This window comes from Cryobacterium sp. TMN-39-2 (assembly GCF_004402745.1).
Taxonomy (GTDB): domain Bacteria; phylum Actinomycetota; class Actinomycetes; order Actinomycetales; family Microbacteriaceae; genus Cryobacterium; species Cryobacterium zongtaii.
The window spans coordinates 25,942-42,644 of record NZ_SOFX01000028.1; the positions used below are offsets into that span (position 1 = coordinate 25,942).

Here is a 16,703-nt window from a genome sequence, read left to right on the forward strand (position 1 = left end):
CAGCCGGCCGGTATCAGCCCGGTATCGGCCGTCTTGACTGATGTCGGAGGCGAGCGCACAGTGGCGTCATGGAGATACGCGTCCTTGGATCGCTGACTCTTGACGACGGTCGGATTCCTCTTGCTCCGCGCGATCGTGCGGTGATGAGTGCGCTCACGGTCCGCCTCGGTGAATCCCTGTCGGTCGAGTCCCTCGCGGCGGCGCTCTGGGGCGACAACTTGCCCGCGTCGTGGTCGCACGTCATTCCTGGATGCATCATGCGGTTGCGCCGGCTGATCGCACCGGCGCAGATCGAGACCACCGCACTCGGATACCGGCTGTCCGCGGAGCACCTCACGGTCGACGCCGATCAGTTCGAGCGACTCGTTGCGCGGGGCACTCAGCAACTGGAGCTCGGTGAACCCGAGCGTGCCACGCATACGTTTTCGGAGGCGCTCGCGCTGTGGCGAGGTGAGCCCTTCGTCGACCTCATTGACTGGGCGCCGGCAGAGATCGAGTCCGGTCGTCTCGAGGAGATGCGGTTGGGGGTCGAGGAGCTTCTCCTCGACGCACGGCTCCAGGCCGGCGAGGTTCAGGAGGTCGCCGCATTGGCGCGCGCCCGCGTCGCCGAAGCTCCACTGCGGGAGCGACGATGGGTGGTGCTGAGCGTGGCGCAATATCGCCAGGGGCGGCAGGCGGAGGCCATCGCCACCGTACGCAGGGCGCGAGGGCTTCTCGCTTCCGAGCTGGGGCTGGATCCGTGCACGGAGCTCGCTGAGCTGGAACAAGCTATCCTCCGGCAAGATCCATCCCTGCTGTCCGACCGAGTGTTCCGGCCCGGGAGTACCGAGTGTCCGTACTTCGGTCTGCCTCACGCGCGCGTGGAGGACGCCGAGCGGTACTTCGGTCGCGAGCGGGAGCTGTCCGGGGCGCTGCGAGCGCTCGACGAACACGGCGTGCTGCTCGTCACCGGCTCATCGGGTGTCGGCAAATCCTCGTTCGTCAGGGCGGGGATCGGCGCGGAGATGATCGCCCGCGGCAGAGAAGTCGCCATCGTGACGCCCGGCGAGCATCCGATCGATGCACTGCGCGATGTTGGTCTCACGCCCGGAAACTCACTGCTCATCGTTGATCAATGCGAGCACGCGTTCGCCGCGGACGACCCCGCCGAGATTCGGGAGTTCTTCGGCGCCCTGCAGCGCATGGTCTACCGTGGCCTGCTCGTCATCGCGATCCGCGCAGACCGTCTCGGCGACTTGGCCGATCACGACGGCTTTGCCGGGATCATTCAGTCGCACATGCTCATGCTCACCGCGCTCGGCCCCGACGGGCTCCGGGCCGTGATCGAAAAGCCCGGGGAGCAGGCCGGGCTCATCCTGGAGCCGGGCCTCGTCGAGATCCTCGTCCGCGACGCCGATGGGCGAAACCTTCCGCTGCTGTCCCACGCCCTGCGCCAGGTGTGGGCACGGCGTGAGGGCCGCGTCCTGACCGTCGACGCCTATCGGGCATCCGGTGAGATCAAGGGCGCCGTCGCGAAGACGGCTGAAGAGGTCATCGCCGCGCTCCCGGCTGAGGACAGGCATTTGCTGCGCGACATCCTCCTCCGACTCGTCGAAGCGTCCGCGGACGGTGCGGTCGTAGCTCGTCGGATTGAACGCTCACGGATTTCGATCGACGACGCCCACGCGAGGATTGTCGATCGGTTGGTCGATGCGCGCCTGCTCACCACCGACGAGGAATCGGTGCAGTTGTCGCACGAAGCACTCGCACGGGAATGGCCCCGGTTGAAGGACTGGCTAGCGGACGATGTCGAGGGCCAGCGGATCATGCGACACCTTGGAGCCGCGGCCGCCGCCTGGGATGCGATGGGACGACCCGAAAGCGAGCTCTATCGCGGCGGCCGGCTGACGGCGACCCAGCATTGGAGGGATGCGGCCGATCCCGCACTCACGCCGGTCGAGCGAGACTTCCTCAACGCGGCGGCTGAGCAGGAGTCCGCCGGACTCGAGGCCGCCCAAAGGCAGCTGCGGAAAGAGCGCCGGATGGTGCGACGTCTGAAATGGGTGTCGGCCGGCGCGGCGGGTCTCGCGATCCTCGCTGTCACGGCGGGCCTCATCGCGGGCTTCCAGACGAACCTCGCGGGCGAGCGTGCGACGGTTGGGGAGGCACGCCGCGTCGCCGCGTCGGCGCTCGAGGAGCCGCACTTCGATCGCGCGCTGCTGCTCGCGGTCGAGGCCATCCAGCTCTGGGACAGTTCCGAAACACGTGTCAATCTTGTGCGGGTCTTCGCGCGCGCGCCCCGCTTGACGAGCATCATTCGAATCCAGGAAGACGGTGTGGCTGCGAAGAGCATGTCGGTCGCGGAGAACGGGACTCGAGCAGCGGTGATCGATAGCGATGACGATGTGCGCCTCTTCGATCTTGACAGCCGCTCGCAGCTCGGCGAGTACGGCCCCTTCGGCGGGAATGTGGTGTCATCGGCCGTCGACCCCGCTTCGGGCACCGTCGCGTACAGCGCCACCTCGGACCTGTGTAGCGTCCTCCCCTGTCCTAGTGGGCGAACGGGAACGGTGGATCTCGCGGACGGAGGACGCTCGTCCGTGACGACCTTTGCGGGCCTGGCTGGGACAGCGGCGGATGTCGAGTACTCCGCCGACGGATCCCTGTTCGCTGCGCTCGCGGCGACACGCCCGTTCGAGCCGTCCGGGAGGGTCGCCCTGTGGCGAGGCGGAGGGGAGAACCCGTCCGGCCCGACAATCCTGAGTTTGGACGTGAGCGGTTCAGAGCTCGCCGCCCCAATCGGGTGGGTCGGCCAGTTCGGCGCGGTGAAGTTCTCGCCGGACGGTTCGCGGCTGTACGCCAGCCGATTCGGACCGACCGTGGTGTACGAGACGACATCGGGTGCCGTGCTGGATCGGATCGCCGGCGCCGGGATTCTGGCCGTCAGCCCGGACGGCCGTCGGATCGCGGTCCGCGATGGCTTACTCGCGGCGCGCATCGTCGACTCGTCCGGGGGCGCAGCGCCCGTCACCGTCCCGCTGACTGACTTTCCATCGGTGGCCGATTTCAGCCCTGACGGCAGTCACCTCGCTGTCGCCGCCGGCACCGGCGTCGTGGTGTTCAACACCGAGACCGGAGACGTTGCGGAGTCGCTTCGTAATCACGAAGGCGCGGTCACCGCGATCGAGTACCGGCCGACCGGTGAGCTGGTGGCCGCCGGGGAGGACGGCGCGATCATCACGTGGGACCTCGGCGACTGGTCGGCGGGTTTTCGCACCGACCAGTTCGTCGTGCGGAGGTCGGCCGGCGCGGAGAGCAGCGAACGTACCCTGGCTCTTGAACGATCCGATGGGAGTACGCAGGTGGTCATCGCCGACCCGGCGGCCTGGGAGGAACGCGCGTGTCAGGTCGCGGGACGGGTACTGACCGAACAGGAGTGGGGGGAGCTCCTGGGCGCTCGGCCCTACTCGCCGGCCTGCCGCGATTGATCCCCGCCGTCAGCCGATTCGCGCGTAGGTTGGAAACGGATTGGGGGCCTCATGACCGGTGAACCGATACCGTTCGAAGCGCACGAAACGGGTGCGCTGTTCCACGGCACGAAAGCCGACCTGGCGGCGGGTGAACTCCTGATTCCGGGCCGTCGTTCGAACTTCGGCGGCGGACGGAGCGCGAACCACGTCTACGTGACCGCCACACTGGATGCGGCAACCTGGGGCGCCGAACTGGCCGCCGGCGAGGGCCGTGGTCACATCTACATCGTGCAACCGCTGGGCCCTCTCGAAGACGATCCCAATGTGACCGACAAGAAGTTCCCCGGCAATCCGACCCGGTCATACCGCACCCGGGAGCCGGTGAAGGTCATCGGTGAGCTCACGGACTGGGTCGGACACACACCCGAACAGCTGCAAGCCATGCGGGACGGCCTTGCTGAGCTGGAGCGTCAGGGTATTGCCGTCATCTACGACTAACCGCGCCGGAATGCAATGGGTTGGCTAGCCGATCTCTGCCGCGTACTCTGGCTAAAAACAGGAGGAATAGCAGTGATGGCGAATGATCCGTTCCTGATGGCATCGGATGCCCTGTCCGATAGCGGAGCCCGGATCTCCGAGCTTGCCCGTCCATTCCTGCGGTTTCTGCCCATTTCTGGCGCCTCGATCTCGACCTTCGGATCGTTTCTTGGCGCCGAAACGATTTCAGCCACGGATGCCCGCGCCGGGCGTGTGGATGAACTGCAATTCGACCTCGGTGAAGGTCCGTGCTGGGACGCATTGGTCAACCGGGAACCTGTTCTCGAACCCGACCTTGCCTCCACGACCAGCGTCTCCTGGCCGACCTTCCTGGACGCCATTCGTGAGGAGGAGATCGGGGCGATCTTCGCCTTTCCGCTTCTCTTCGGCCCGCTGGAGATCGGCGCCGTCGACCTGTACTCCATAGCCCCGGTCTCCCTCACCCCCGAGCAACAGGGGCAGACGCTCGCCCTCTCAGCCCTGGTCAGCCGGATTATCCTGCGCCACGCCATCAGCACCGACAGCATCCCCGACGATACGACGACATTCTCACGGCGACTCATCCATCAGGCGACGGGCATGGTCCTCGCCCAACTCGGAACGACCGCCGAGGACGCACACCTGATCATCCAGGCGCGGGCCTTCGCCGAGAATCGTCCGATGCGCCAGATCGCCCAGGACGTCATCGAACGGCGGATCCGCTTCACCGCGCTGACCAACACGGGCCGATCTCATGAATGAAACGACCCGCCTCGAATTGCTCTTTGATGCCTTCGCCACCTTCGCGGACACCCTCGTTGTCGGATATGACGTCCTCGAGCTCTTGCAAACCCTGGTGGAGACCTGCCGCGATCTCCTCGACGTCGATTCCGCCGGAATTCTCCTGGCCAATGCCGCAGACAAGCTCGAGGTCGTCGCCTCCACCAGCGAGGCGAACACCCTCGTGGAAGTGATGCAAATCGACGCTGACGCGGGGCCCTGCCTGGAGTGCTTCCGCACCCGTGCCGTGGTGTCCTTGCCGGACATCGACGTCGGTTCCTCCCGCTGGGCAGCGTTCTGCGAAACCGCCCGCTCGCAGGGCATCCACTCGGTCTATGCCATCCCCCTGCGACTCCGGGAGACGACAATCGGCACGTTGAATCTCATGCGGAACGAGCGAGGAGAGCTCAATCAGTACGATATCCGGGCCGCACAGGCCCTCGCCGACGTGGCGACCATCGGCATCCTGCAGGAGCGCACCATCCGTGATGCCTCAACGCTTCGCGATCAGCTGCAGAAAGCCCTCTCAAGCCGGATCATCATCGAGCAGGCCAAGGGCGTCGTCGCGGAAACCGCCAACGTGTCGATTGAGGCGGCTTTTGACCTCATTCGCCGACACGCCCGTTCGCACCAGACGTCCCTGACCCTGGTCGCACAAAGTCTCGTCACCCGGGAGCTCAGCCTCTGATCCAACTGCGCGAGACTGGGCACATGTCTGATCTCACTCTGCGCGGCGGCCTCGGCAGCCATGTTGAGGCCGAAATCGACGTCAAACGATCCAGATTCCTCTGCAGTCTCGTCAGAATCGACACCGAGGATGCCGCGCGTGCGGCGATCGACGAAGCGCGCAAGAAGCACTGGGGCGCCCGCCACCACTGCTCGGCATTCGTGATCGGGCCGTGGGGCACACCCGATCAGGTGCGCCGCTCGAATGACGACGGGGAACCCTCCGGAACCGCGGGGCGACCGATGTTGGAGGCGCTGTCCGGACGCGGATTGGTCGACTGCCTGGCTGTCGTCACTCGGTACTTCGGTGGCACGCTCCTCGGTGCCGGCGGTCTTGTGCGCGCCTACTCGGAGGCCGTGACCACCACGATCGATCGGGCCCAGGCCCTCGGGGTGCTCGTGGGACGCGAGCGCCGTGAGTTGTTCACGCTCACCCTCCCCCATGCGGATGCGGGCCGCATCGAGGCCGAGTTGCGCCAGCGGGGTGTGCTCCTCCTGGGCACGGACTATGGGCGGGACGCGGTGATGCACATCACCGATACTGACGCCGAGCGGCTCGCCGCGATCGTCGCCCACGTCACGGCCGGAAGCGCGCACCTGAAGGCCCTCGGCCACGAATGGGTCGACGTCGAACCCGCCTGACGCCCCGCCGGGGCAACAGAGGCCTACAGTGGGCTGCATCGCGCCGAAGGGAGATCATATGTCCGGTCGGATTCACATCGACCACTTCACCACCCTCGACGGGGTCGCCCAGGCTCCCGGCGGTCCCGACGAAGACACGGATAGCGAATTCGCGTTCGGCGGGTGGCAGGCCCCTCTGCTCGATGAGACCGTTGGCGACCAGGTCGACGCGGGCATCCGGGCCATGGACGCGTTGCTGCTGGGACGGCGCACCTACGACATCTTCGCCGCGTATTGGCCCCATCAGCTCGACGGGCCCGCCGCCGGCATCGCCCGCAAGTTCGACACGATCCCCAAGTACGTCGCGTCACGGGGTAGGCCGGAACTCGGCTGGCGCGACTCGCACCTGCTTGTGGGTGATCTCGTCGCGGAGCTGACCGCCCTGCGCGAGCGGCACCGGGAGATCCACGTGATCGGCAGCATCGATTTCGCCCGCACCCTCGTCGCCGGTGGCCTGTTCGACCAGCTGAACCTCTGGGTCTACCCGATCGTGCTCGGGGCGGGCAAACGCCTGTTCCCCGACGACGGTCCGCCTGCCGCCCTGCACCTGCTCGCCGCCGAGCCCGTCTCGGAGAAGGGAGCCGTTCTCCTCCGATACGCCTCGACGGGTTTGGTGCCGACGACGGGCGACATGACCCGAGCCGACCCGTGAACCTCGGAAAAAGCTGAGCATCCTCGCTCCCGGGACCTTGGTCACTGGGACCGGCGACCGGCCGGCATCACGCTGGAGGAATGTTCCGTTCACGATCTGCAGCGAGCCTCGGCACGCTAGTCCTCCTCTTCTCCATCTCAGCGTGCGCCGGCGGCGGTGCGACGAGCCCCACATCCACTGCGGGCTCGATCGGCCTGGGGGCGGATGCCGATGCCATGCTCGCCGAGTTCGACATCGCGGCGCCCACAGACGTGAAAGATCTCATTGAGCAACTCCAGTCACAGCCGCTGGCCGAGCGCCCGGCCGGCTTGATGGCCTCGGTCCGTGTCGACGAGCTCCTCCTCAGCAGCGGGGACGACGAGGTCGGCGTCCCCCTCCCGACCGACGACTTCCACCTCTCCGTCGCGCCCTATCTGAACGACACCCACGACTGCTACTTCCACTCGCTGACGACCTGCGTCGGGGAACTCGCCGACGAGGAGCTGCAGGTGACGATCACCGACGACGCCAACAACGAGGTGTTCCTCGACGAGACCGTCACCACGTTTGAGAACGGATTCTTCGATGTGTGGCTCCCGGCCGGGCGCGAGCTCACGATGCGCATCGACGACGGTGAGAACACCGCAGAGGTGCCGGTCGGCACCGGCACGGACGATCCCACCTGTGTCACCACCGTGCAACTGAGTTGACCGACCGCGGGCGCTCCGAGTTGCTCTCGCCGCACCACGCGCACCAGACTGGAACCACCGGATCGCTATTGAGTTTTCCGCCTGTGGCTAAGGAGCTCACCATGACCGAACCGAACGACGCACGCGTAGGCCTGTACATCGACTTCGACAACATCGTCATCTCGCGCTATCAGCAGCTGCACGGCCGCAACGCCTTCCAGCGCGACGGCATCCGCAACTTCGACAAGACGAGCCGGGATGCCGACCCCGAGGTCGCCGCCCGGCTGGCCGCCGCGACGGTCGACTTCAACGCCATCATCGACTTCGCCGCATCCTTCGGCACGCTGGTCGTCAACCGCGCATACGCCGACTGGTCGGTGCCCGTGAACGCTAGCTACCAGCGCCAGCTGATGTCCCGCGCGGTGGACCTCACTCAGCTGTTCACCACCACCACCCGGGGAACGAAGAACGGCGCCGACATCCGTCTGGCCGTCGACGTGGTCGAAGACCTCTTTCGGCTGCCCGATCTCACCCATGTCATCATCATCGCCGGTGACTCCGACTACATCGCCCTCGCCCAGAAGTCGAAGCGGCTGGGCCGCTTCGTCGTCGGCATCGGTGTCGCCGGGTCCACCAGCACCTCTCTCGCGGCCGCGTGCGACGAGTTCGAGGACTACGACTCGCTGCCCGGAATCGTGAAGGTCACCGCGAACGCCGACGCCGACACCGCCCGTGCGGACAAGCCCAAGGGTGGCCGCCGAGCTGCCGAACCCGTTGAGGTGGAGCCCGCACCGCCGGCCAGCACGACCCGCAAGCTCACGACAATCCCGATGTTCTCGCACACCGACGATTCCCCCTACGACGAGCCGGAAACGGCCGAAGACATCGACCCGCAGTCGCTCGCGACGGAGCTCCTCGTTCGTGCGCTGCAGATCGGTCACGCCAAGGGCGATGACGACGAGTGGCTGAACACGGGCACGGTCAAGAACCAAATGCGTCGGATGGACCCGTCTTTCAACGAGAAGCCGCTCGGCTTCCGCTCCTTCACCGACTTCCTCTCCTCACGCAGCGACCTGGCCGAGCTGGCCGAGGACGGCTCGCAGCGCCTCATCCGGCTGCGCCCGGAGGCGAACGCCGGACACTGAGCCGTCGGCGTTTCGGGCCCCGCGGCGGGCCCATACCCCCACCTTGCGGGACTAACGACCCAGCGCGGGCCGCGCTGAGCGTGTAAATTCAACTGTTGTGTGAAATTTAACAGGAGAAACTCAGTCGGCTAACCCGGTTCGACTGAGCTGTGTACCAAGCGGGAACCACGCGTTTGGCATCCACACCGTAAGGAGATTCAGGTGGCGTCCTCGCCCGCTAAAGACATTATTGAGAGCATCGGAGGGGCCGCGAATGTCGTCGCGCTCACTCACTGTGCCACCCGACTGCGCTTCACACTGAAGGACGCATCGGGAATCGACCTGCCGACTGTTGAGGGTATCCCCGCAGTCCTGGGTGCCGTTCCCCAGTCCGGAGACCGCTTCCAGGTCGTCATCGGCGGCGCGGTCGAGACCGTGTACAACGAGATCCTGGCTCTGCCCGAGATGAAGAAGGTCGGAACGGGCGAAAGCGCCGACGACATCAAGGCCGCCGAGCGCGCCAAGGGCCCCCGCGGCAAGTTCGCCGGGCTCGACACCTTCTTCGAGGTCCTCTCCGACTCCTTCCGCCCGATCCTGGGCGCGCTGCTGGGCGCTTCACTGTTCATCACCTTCATGGCGCTGATGGCCACCCTCGGTGTCATCCCCGCATGGAACGCGCCGGGCGTCACCTTGGAACCGGGCTGGGCGTTCATCAACCTGATGTGGCAGGGCGTGTTCGTCTTCCTGCCCCTCATGGTCGCCTACAACGCCTCCAAGCGCCTCGGCGCCGACCCGTGGGTCGGCTTCGGCATCATGGCCGTCGTCATGCTGCCGGGCTTCTCCGCCCTGGCCGCCTCTGACGGAGCCCAGACCGTCTTCGACGGCAAGGCCGCCATCGTCTCGATCTTCGGCCTGCCGCTGACCGTCACCGACTACAGCTCGCAGGTCTTCCCGCCGCTGCTGATGGCTGCCGCTCTCGGTCTCCTCACCAAGGGCCTGAAGAAGATCATCCCGGCCAGCGTCCAGCTGATCTTCGTGCCGTTCCTGAGCATGCTCGTCATGATCCCCGTCACGGCCTTCCTCATCGGCCCGATCGGCGTCTTCGGCGGAGCGGCCATCGGCGAGTTCCTCAAGTCCATCAACGACTTCTCACCGCTCATCTTCGCCATTGTCATCCCACTGGCCTACCCGTTCATGGTTCCGCTGGGCCTGCACTGGCCGCTGAACGCCGTCATGCTGCTGAACATCCAGTCCTTGGGCTATGACTTCATCCAGGGCCCGATGGGCGCCTGGAACTTCGCCTGCTTCGGTGCCACGGCCGGCGTACTCTTCCTCGCCATCCGCGCCAAGAACAGCCAGATGAAGCAGACCGCGACGGGTGCTCTTGCCGCCGGTCTCCTCGGTGGTATCTCCGAACCGTCGCTGTACGGCATCCACCTGCGGTTCAAGCGCATCTACCCGCGCATGCTCGTCGGTTGCCTCGTCGGTGGTGTCATCATCGGTCTCGGCGGTGGCGTCACGACCAACGCGTTCGTGTTCACCTCGCTGCTGACCATCCCGGCGTTCAACAACATCCCGTTGTACGCACTGGCCGTTGCCGCGTCGTTCTTCACCGCGATGATCCTCGTGATCCTCTCCGGCTACCTCTCGCCCGAGCAGAAGGCCGAAGCGGCCGCTCAGCTCGCCGCAGACACGGCTGCTGAAGAAGCCAAGCACGCGCCCGTCGCCCCGGTTGCCGCACCGGTTGCCGCTGCAGCTACCGCCGCACCTGCCGCCGGCGGCACGGCGACCATGGTCGCCACCGTCCTGGCCACGATCGGTTCGCCGGTCGCCGGCATCGTCGTCCCGCTCGCCGACGTTCCCGACCCCGTGTTCAGCAAGGGCATCGTCGGACTCGGCGTGGGCGTCGACCCGACCGAGAACACCGTGTACGCACCCGCCGCAGGCAAGGTCCTGGTCGCTCAGCCGACCGGACACGCCTTCGGACTGATGCTGGACGGCGGCATCGAAATGCTCATTCACGTGGGCATCGACACCGTCAACCTCGCCGGTAAGGGCTTCGACGTCAAGGTCAAGGCCGGCGACAGGGTCGAGGCGGGTACCCCGCTGGTGACCTTCGACCGCGCCGTGATCGAGGAAGCCGGCTACTCGCTGGTCACCCCGGTCCTGGTGACCAACCCGAAGAAGTTCGGCTCGATCGACCAGGCCGCTTCCGGCCAGGTGAGCGTCGGAAGCCCGCTTCTCACGGTGACCGCCAAGTAACACCCCGCACGAACAAAGGTGGGCAGAGAGTTCTCTGCCCACCTTTGGTGTACCCGCCGGCGCCGGTCGCCGCCGCCCATGGAATACCGGGGAGGTGCCCACGGTTGTAACCAATTCGTCCGCGACAACCTCAGCAAGGAGACCTACATGAGCACCCTCGACGTGACCGAGACCACATTCGGCGAGACCCTGTCAGCCAACGACATTGTTCTGGTGGACTTCTGGGCCGACTGGTGCGGCCCGTGCAAGCAGTTCGCGCCGACCTATGCGGCGTCCTCCGAGCAGCACCCCGACGTGGTGTTCGCCAAGGTCGACACCGAAGCCGAGCAGCAGCTGTCCGCGGCCGCCGGCATCCAGTCGATCCCCACGCTGATGGCCTTCCGTGAGGGCGTCCTGGTGTTCTCCCAGCCCGGAGCGCTGCCGCCGGCGGCACTCGAGCAGGTCGTGACCGCGGTCAAGGCGTTGGACATGAACGATGTGCACCGTCAGGTGGCGGAGCAGAAGGCCGCCCAGCAGACCGCACAGGCCTGACCCCGCGGGCTGGACTGGTACGCGGCGCGAGCCGCCGGGTCACCGCCCAGGTCTGTCATGACCGCCTCACATCCATGCCGAAGATGATCGCCGCATCGTGCACGGCAATGTTGAGGACCGGCCGGCGCCCGCTCAGGTAGCCCAGCGGGCCGTTTTCGGGAAAATGCCATGCCGCACGCAAACCCGCCATCCGGCCGATGACCCGGTTGTGTGACAGCGTCACCCGGCCGTCGAGGTCTTGCAGGACCGGCAGCGTGAGCTGGCGCATCCCGGGCAGCAAGGGCAGCCCGCGGCGAGCGCGCAGGCCCGCGACCGCGGCACCGTCGACCGACATGGTCATACTCGTGACACCCCTGCGGTCGCTCTGCCGAAACACGGCCAGGTGTTTGGGGATGCCCCAGAGGTCGCGCCCGCCGCGCACCGACGTGGGGCTATCGACCCAGATCTGCGGGATGGTCACGCGCAGGCCACCGCGCCCGAGACTCGGCACCGCCACCAGCAGCTCGTCGTAATCGAGCACCCCGCCGGGCAGATAACGCACAGCGGCGACCCCCACGACGACCCGTGAACCCAGACGCAGCGCGCGCCGCCCGCTCGGCAGCTCGAACCCGGCAGGCAGGCCGGCCGCCGGCACGAGGAACACCGACACGTTCAGGGAACCGCCGAGATACCAGGGCTCGGGCGGGTACCCGGTGCTGTCGGTCATGGGAGGTCCCTTCGCCTGGTGCAGGTCTCGTTTTCAGTGTGGCATGCAGAATGGATGGCATGGTCACCGTTCCGAGCAGCCTCATCGCCCCCGCTCTGCGTCTCATGCGCGCGAACCGCGTGTTCGCCACGGCCGACGGGGCGCGCCGCCGGGTGCGCGAGCTCGAACTCCGGCCGACCCCATACGGGCCACCGAGCAGAATGCGCCGAGATGTACGGATAGACGTTTCCAATCGGAGCTGGCCGGTCTACACCATCACCCCCTTCGGCAGCACCCCGACCGGAAGCGTGGTGTACGTGCACGGCGGCGGCTGGCTGAATCAGATCGCTGGGCAGCACTGGCATCTGGCCGCCCAGATCGCCGCGGAGGCGAACACCGTCGTCACGGTGCCGATCTACCCACTCGTGCCCTTCGGGACCGCAGCCGTCGTGGCCGCCGGAATCGTCGACCTCGTGCTGGATAACCTGCAGTGGTACGGCGCCACCTGCATCGCCGGGGATTCCGCCGGCGGCCAGATTGCCCTGTCCACCGCGCTCGCACTGCGGGATGAGCACGGCATCACGCTCCCCCAGACCGTCTTGGTCTCACCCGCCCTCGATCTCAGCTGGAGCAACCCGCGCATACCGGCCGTGCAGCCGAGCGACCCCTGGCTCGCCACTCCCGGCGGAGAGGTTCTGGCCCGCCTCTGGAAGGGCGACCGGGACATCCTGGACCCCGTGGTGAGTCCGTTGATGGGCGACCTGGCCGGGCTGGGACCGCTCACCCTGTTCAGCGGCTCCAGGGACGTGCTGAATCCGGATGCGCACCTACTCGTCGGCAAGGCCGCAGCAGCGGGGGTTGACCTGGATTTCCACGAGGCCGTGGGGCAGCTGCATGTGTACCCGTTGCTCCCCACGACGATCGGCGGCGATGCCCGTGCGACGATCGTGCACGCGCTGCGCCGGGGAGTGACCACACCGCTCAGCGTCGGCGAGACGCCACCTGCGCCCCGATAGCCAGGGTGAATGCGCCAAGCGCGGGGAGGAGGCCCAGCGCAGCGATCTCTCCGATCACGACAAAGCCCACCATCGACACGACAAAGAGCACTGCGGCGAGGAGCAGGCTGGCGATGGCAAGAATGCGCATGCGCCCATCCTGCTACATCGCCGTGAACTACACCCGGCCCGGCAGTTAACGGCGGATCAGTTGGGCCAGAGACCCGGCACGACGATCGCGAGCTTGCAACGCGGGCAGCGGTGGCAGGACTCGAGACCCTCGGCCGTGTCGACGCCGTCGGGGCTCATCTCGATGCCGCAGGCCGGGCAGAGCGGGCCGGGCTCGTCGAAATCGAATCCGTCGTCGTCCATAGGTGAGCTAAGCCTCGCATGCCTACCGTCGCCAGTCGACCAGGCCGATCAGGAGTTCCGGGCGATCCGGAAACCGACGTCGTCGATCTGGAGGCCCGGGTAGCTGCCCCGCCGCACGGAAGCACGGCAACTCCAGTGCTGGTCGAACCAGCCGCCGCCGCGCAGCACGCGGTAGGTGCCGTACCGCTCGGGGTCGGCGAAGTCCCAGCACCACTCCCAGACACTGCCCAACGTGTCGTACAGACCCCAGGCGTTCGGCTGCTTGCCGCCGACGTCGTGCGGGTGTTCGTCTGAGTTGCCGCGGTACCAGGCGATCTCGTCGAGGTCCCCGTAGCGAGGTCCGGCGGTTCCGGCACGGCAGGAGTGCTCCCATTCCGCCTCGGTCGGCAGCCTGTAGCCCTCCGCTGCGGGGTCCCAAACGATGGCTTCGTCGGCGCCCAGCCGATACGCCGGGGTGAGGCCGGCCCGCTCCGATAGGGCATTGCAGAAGCGGATCGCGTCCCACCACGACACTCCCTCGACGGGCAGCCGTGCGCCCAGGGTCGCGGCAGGCCGAAGACCGGTGACCTGGGCGTACTCCTCCTGGGTCAGCGGATACGCTGCGATCTCGATCGCGGCGACATCGGCGCTCCAGCTGCGGCGGGTGCGCGCATCCGTCATGGTCACGGTCCCCGAAGGAACGGCGACCAGGCTGGGGGCGGCATCCGTCGGCATACCTGCACGGTACCGGCCCGCGCGCCAGGGCACCGCTGTGTTACGCCGGGGTGGCGACAAGGACCAGGGCGCGCAGGGTGGGCTGATCCGACCACGTTCCGGCGAGCACCTCATGGGCCGAATCCGGAGCCTGGTTCGCCAGGACGTCGTCGTCGCCGAGCACACGTGCCACGATTATCCGCAGCGTTCCGGCAGTCACGACGGTGGCGCCGGGCTCCTGCCGGATGCTGATCTCGGCCACCGCGGGCGGTGTCACGGCGGCACCGCCGGGCGTGCCGCTGCCTGCGACGACGGCGGTGGGCTCACGCACCACCATCTGCCGGTCGATCTCGATGGTGAGCTCGGCCTGGTGGCCTCCGGTGAGCGCGGCGGTAGCGACGGCCGCGAGGTAGGCCGGGTCGCCGGTAGCGTCGTAGACCCACCGCTCCCCCAGCACCGAGTGCTGCATGGTGGTGATGAGTGACGCGTCAGCGCCGGCGAGCGGGGCGTCCCGGTACGTGACGGGAATCTGCAGTACCGGGCCGGCGCCGGCCGTGATGAGGATGGTCTCGATGCCGACCTGTCCGTCCGGATCGTCGAACCTGTAGGCGGCGAGGTTCGTCACGCTCACGCCGGCATCGCCGACGAACCAGGGCTGGGTGGGCGCCCAGCGGCTGAGCATGTCGATCTTGGTCGGGGTGATGTCAGCTTGGTGAAGGAGGGCCATGAACCGATCCTACGGCGGCCGGATGATCACTCGGCGTCAGTCAGGGCGGACTGCACGGCGACCACGCCCGCACCCCACTGGTCGTCGAAGAACCGCTGGATCGAGCCGTCGTCGTAGATGACCGAAATCCAGAGGTAGCCGTTTTGGGTCCAGTTGGAGAGGATCGGCATCTCGGACCAGTCCGAGGCCGTGGCCGGGCTGTAGTCGGCGGCGTTCAACTCGTCCTGCAGGCGCAGCAGGGTACTCTCCTCGCTCGGGCCGGGCGTGGCCTCGTCGAGCCGCGGATCGATCTGGGCGAGCGGGTCGTAGAGCGATAGCGGGATGGGCGGCCGGGTCACCGTGAACGCGGCGGCGTCCCAGGTTCCGGTGACGGCGTAGCTGCCCCAGGTGACGCCGGACTGCGTCTCGGACTGGTCAACAGTCGCCCAGTCCCAGCCGAGGATGGGTGGTCCGCCGCACTGGGGCGGGAGTGACTGAGCGACTGCGCCCAAGCAGAGTTGCGGGGCCTCGCCGTCCTTCTGCAGAACCGTGGCCTGCGCGAGGACCTCACCGGCGGCCGCGGGGCGGGGAAACTGCCCCGGGACCGCGGAGGACCGAGGCCCCCGCGCGTCACTGCCGGCGCATCCGCTGACGGTGAGCAGGGTGACGGTGACGCCGGCGAGCACGAGGAGCCCCGAGATTCTCATAACCGCAGTGTGGCAGGCGGGCGCGACAGCCGCCAGCAATCATTTATTGTCGAGGAATGACTTTTAACGACGACGCCAAGTACTCCGGCCAGGGTGTGCGCAAATCGGGCCGCCGCACCGGCCTCGCCGTCGGCGGTGGAGGCCTGGGCCTCGTCGCCATCGTGCTGCTCTCCCAGCTGCTGGGGGTCGACCTGTCCGGCCTGCTGGGCGGCGGCACAGCCGGTGGCGGCGACGAGGGCGACACCACTGCGCTGACGAATTGTGAATTCGGCGCCGACGCCAACGCGGACGTGGAATGCCGGGTGGGTTTCACCCGCGACTCACTCGAGGACTACTGGGCCGAGCAGGCGCCGGCAATGGGCATCAGCTATTCCTCGCCCCTCATTCAACTTTTCACCGACGGGGTGGACACCGGCTGCGGCGCAGCCACGAGCGCCGTCGGGCCGTTCTACTGCCCGGCCGACCAGCAGATCTACCTCGACACCGCGTTCTACGACACACTGCGCACCGAGTTCGACGCCACGGCGGGTCCGCTGTCCCAGCTCTACGTCGTCGGACACGAGTGGGGCCACCATATCCAGAACCGCGCCGGCACGTTCGCCAGCACTGACACGTCCGAGGCCGGCCCCAGCTCCGACGCCGTCCGCGTCGAGGTGCAGGCCGACTGCTTCGCGGGCGCCTGGCTCGGCTCAGCGGCCGAGACCACGGATGCCGACGGCACCCGCCTGCTCGAACCGATCACCGACGCCCAGATCGCGGATGCGCTCAACGCGGCGTCCGCCATCGGAGACGACCGCATCCAGGAGAAGGCCCAGGGCCAGGTGAACCCGGAGACCTGGACGCACGGCTCCAGCGAGATGCGCCAGAGGTGGTTCCAGACGGGCTACACAAATGGGGCAGAGGCCTGCGACACCTTCGCCGTGGCCGACGCTGAGCTGTGAGGCGAGCTGTTACTTGGGCTCGGTCAGATCGACGACGCGGCCCTTGGCGTCGGCCTTGACGACTTCAATGCCCTTGAGCGCCGCTGCTTTGGTCTGGTAGCTCTCCGAGGTCATCAGCACTTCACCGCTGTGGGTCTTGAGCCTGAAGACATAGCCACCGGATCGGTCTGCAGTCAATTCATACTTGCCGGACATGACACGCTCTCTTCGTCGAG

At 67.2% G+C, this 16,703-nt stretch carries 19 protein-coding genes; 12 read left to right on the forward strand and 7 right to left on the reverse strand.

Annotation, left to right across the window (positions count from 1 at the left end):
- Window positions 1-68 precede the first annotated feature (68 nt).
- The 10 genes from E3O57_RS10390 (at window position 69) to trxA (ending at window position 11,389) form a co-directional block, all read left to right on the forward strand.
- The gene (locus E3O57_RS10390; protein WP_103479646.1) at window positions 69-3,467 is read left to right on the forward strand and encodes a BTAD domain-containing putative transcriptional regulator; all 3,399 of its coding nucleotides are present in this window, start codon (window positions 69-71) and stop codon (window positions 3,465-3,467) included.
- 51 nt (window positions 3,468-3,518) lie between these two features.
- Complete coding sequence (gene arr / locus E3O57_RS10395) at window positions 3,519-3,947, forward strand: NAD(+)--rifampin ADP-ribosyltransferase (RefSeq protein ID WP_103460744.1); 429 nt, start codon at window positions 3,519-3,521, stop codon at window positions 3,945-3,947.
- 15 nt (window positions 3,948-3,962) lie between these two features.
- A complete protein-coding gene (locus E3O57_RS10400; RefSeq protein ID WP_103479647.1) occupies window positions 3,963-4,727 on the forward strand; it encodes a GAF and ANTAR domain-containing protein in 765 nt (254 codons plus the stop codon).
- A complete protein-coding gene (locus tag E3O57_RS10405) occupies window positions 4,720-5,433 on the forward strand; it encodes a GAF and ANTAR domain-containing protein (RefSeq protein ID WP_103479648.1) in 714 nt (237 codons plus the stop codon). Before E3O57_RS10400 ends, E3O57_RS10405 begins: the two co-directional genes overlap by 8 nt.
- 23 nt (window positions 5,434-5,456) lie before the next feature.
- Window positions 5,457-6,113 (forward strand): YigZ family protein, encoded by a 657-nt coding sequence (locus E3O57_RS10410; RefSeq protein WP_103479649.1) that lies wholly within the window; start codon window positions 5,457-5,459, stop codon window positions 6,111-6,113.
- Window positions 6,114-6,171: 58 nt separating this feature from the next.
- Window positions 6,172-6,804 carry a dihydrofolate reductase family protein gene (locus E3O57_RS10415; RefSeq protein WP_103479650.1) on the forward strand — a complete coding sequence of 211 codons (633 nt, stop codon included), beginning with the start codon at window positions 6,172-6,174 and terminating at the stop codon, window positions 6,802-6,804.
- A gap of 80 nt (window positions 6,805-6,884) precedes the next feature.
- Complete coding sequence (locus tag E3O57_RS10420; RefSeq protein ID WP_174776335.1) at window positions 6,885-7,493, forward strand: CueP family metal-binding protein; 609 nt, start codon at window positions 6,885-6,887, stop codon at window positions 7,491-7,493.
- Between the two features lie 101 nt (window positions 7,494-7,594).
- The gene (locus E3O57_RS10425) at window positions 7,595-8,617 is read left to right on the forward strand and encodes an NYN domain-containing protein (RefSeq protein WP_103460758.1); all 1,023 of its coding nucleotides are present in this window, start codon (window positions 7,595-7,597) and stop codon (window positions 8,615-8,617) included.
- Between the two features lie 201 nt (window positions 8,618-8,818).
- Complete coding sequence (locus E3O57_RS10430) at window positions 8,819-10,858, forward strand: glucose PTS transporter subunit IIA (RefSeq protein WP_088455402.1); 2,040 nt, start codon at window positions 8,819-8,821, stop codon at window positions 10,856-10,858.
- 147 nt (window positions 10,859-11,005) lie between these two features.
- Window positions 11,006-11,389: a thioredoxin gene (trxA, locus tag E3O57_RS10435; protein WP_088455401.1), complete on the forward strand. Its 384-nt coding sequence runs from the start codon at window positions 11,006-11,008 to the stop codon at window positions 11,387-11,389.
- Window positions 11,390-11,444: 55 nt separating this feature from the next.
- On the opposite strand, the gene E3O57_RS10440 is transcribed toward trxA, so the two are convergent.
- Window positions 11,445-12,095: an acetoacetate decarboxylase family protein gene (locus E3O57_RS10440; RefSeq protein WP_103460762.1), complete on the reverse strand. Its 651-nt coding sequence runs from the start codon at window positions 12,093-12,095 to the stop codon at window positions 11,445-11,447.
- Between the two features lie 59 nt (window positions 12,096-12,154).
- Here E3O57_RS10440 and E3O57_RS10445 point away from each other — a divergent pair, with 59 nt between their 5' ends.
- Window positions 12,155-13,090, forward strand: coding sequence for an alpha/beta hydrolase fold domain-containing protein (locus E3O57_RS10445; RefSeq protein WP_103460765.1), 936 nt, complete (start codon window positions 12,155-12,157; stop codon window positions 13,088-13,090).
- Here the strand turns inward: E3O57_RS10445 and E3O57_RS18690 are convergent.
- Genes E3O57_RS18690 through E3O57_RS10460 form a run of 5 tightly spaced genes read right to left on the reverse strand, consistent with a single transcriptional unit; the run spans window position 13,056 to window position 15,547 of the window.
- Window positions 13,056-13,220 carry a hypothetical protein gene (locus E3O57_RS18690; RefSeq protein WP_165787965.1) on the reverse strand — a complete coding sequence of 55 codons (165 nt, stop codon included), beginning with the start codon at window positions 13,218-13,220 and terminating at the stop codon, window positions 13,056-13,058. The two genes, E3O57_RS10445 and E3O57_RS18690, sit on opposite strands and share 35 nt — an antisense overlap.
- A 56-nt stretch (window positions 13,221-13,276) precedes the next feature.
- Window positions 13,277-13,441, reverse strand: coding sequence for a hypothetical protein (locus E3O57_RS18695; protein WP_165787966.1), 165 nt, complete (start codon window positions 13,439-13,441; stop codon window positions 13,277-13,279).
- A gap of 48 nt (window positions 13,442-13,489) precedes the next feature.
- Complete coding sequence (locus E3O57_RS10450; RefSeq protein WP_103460768.1) at window positions 13,490-14,155, reverse strand: SUMF1/EgtB/PvdO family nonheme iron enzyme; 666 nt, start codon at window positions 14,153-14,155, stop codon at window positions 13,490-13,492.
- Window positions 14,156-14,195: 40 nt separating this feature from the next.
- On the reverse strand, window positions 14,196-14,861 hold the full coding sequence (locus E3O57_RS10455; protein WP_103479651.1) for a hypothetical protein: 666 nt from the start codon (window positions 14,859-14,861) through the stop codon (window positions 14,196-14,198).
- A 26-nt stretch (window positions 14,862-14,887) separates the two neighbouring features.
- Window positions 14,888-15,547, reverse strand: a complete 660-nt coding sequence (locus E3O57_RS10460; protein ID WP_133159807.1) for a hypothetical protein — start codon at window positions 15,545-15,547, stop codon at window positions 14,888-14,890.
- 56 nt (window positions 15,548-15,603) lie between these two features.
- Here E3O57_RS10460 and E3O57_RS10465 point away from each other — a divergent pair, with 56 nt between their 5' ends.
- Window positions 15,604-16,488: a neutral zinc metallopeptidase gene (locus E3O57_RS10465; protein ID WP_103460773.1), complete on the forward strand. Its 885-nt coding sequence runs from the start codon at window positions 15,604-15,606 to the stop codon at window positions 16,486-16,488.
- 9 nt (window positions 16,489-16,497) lie between these two features.
- Here E3O57_RS10465 and E3O57_RS10470 read toward each other — a convergent pair whose 3' ends face one another.
- Window positions 16,498-16,683, reverse strand: a complete 186-nt coding sequence (locus tag E3O57_RS10470; protein WP_103460775.1) for a DUF1508 domain-containing protein — start codon at window positions 16,681-16,683, stop codon at window positions 16,498-16,500.
- Window positions 16,684-16,703 lie beyond the last annotated feature (20 nt).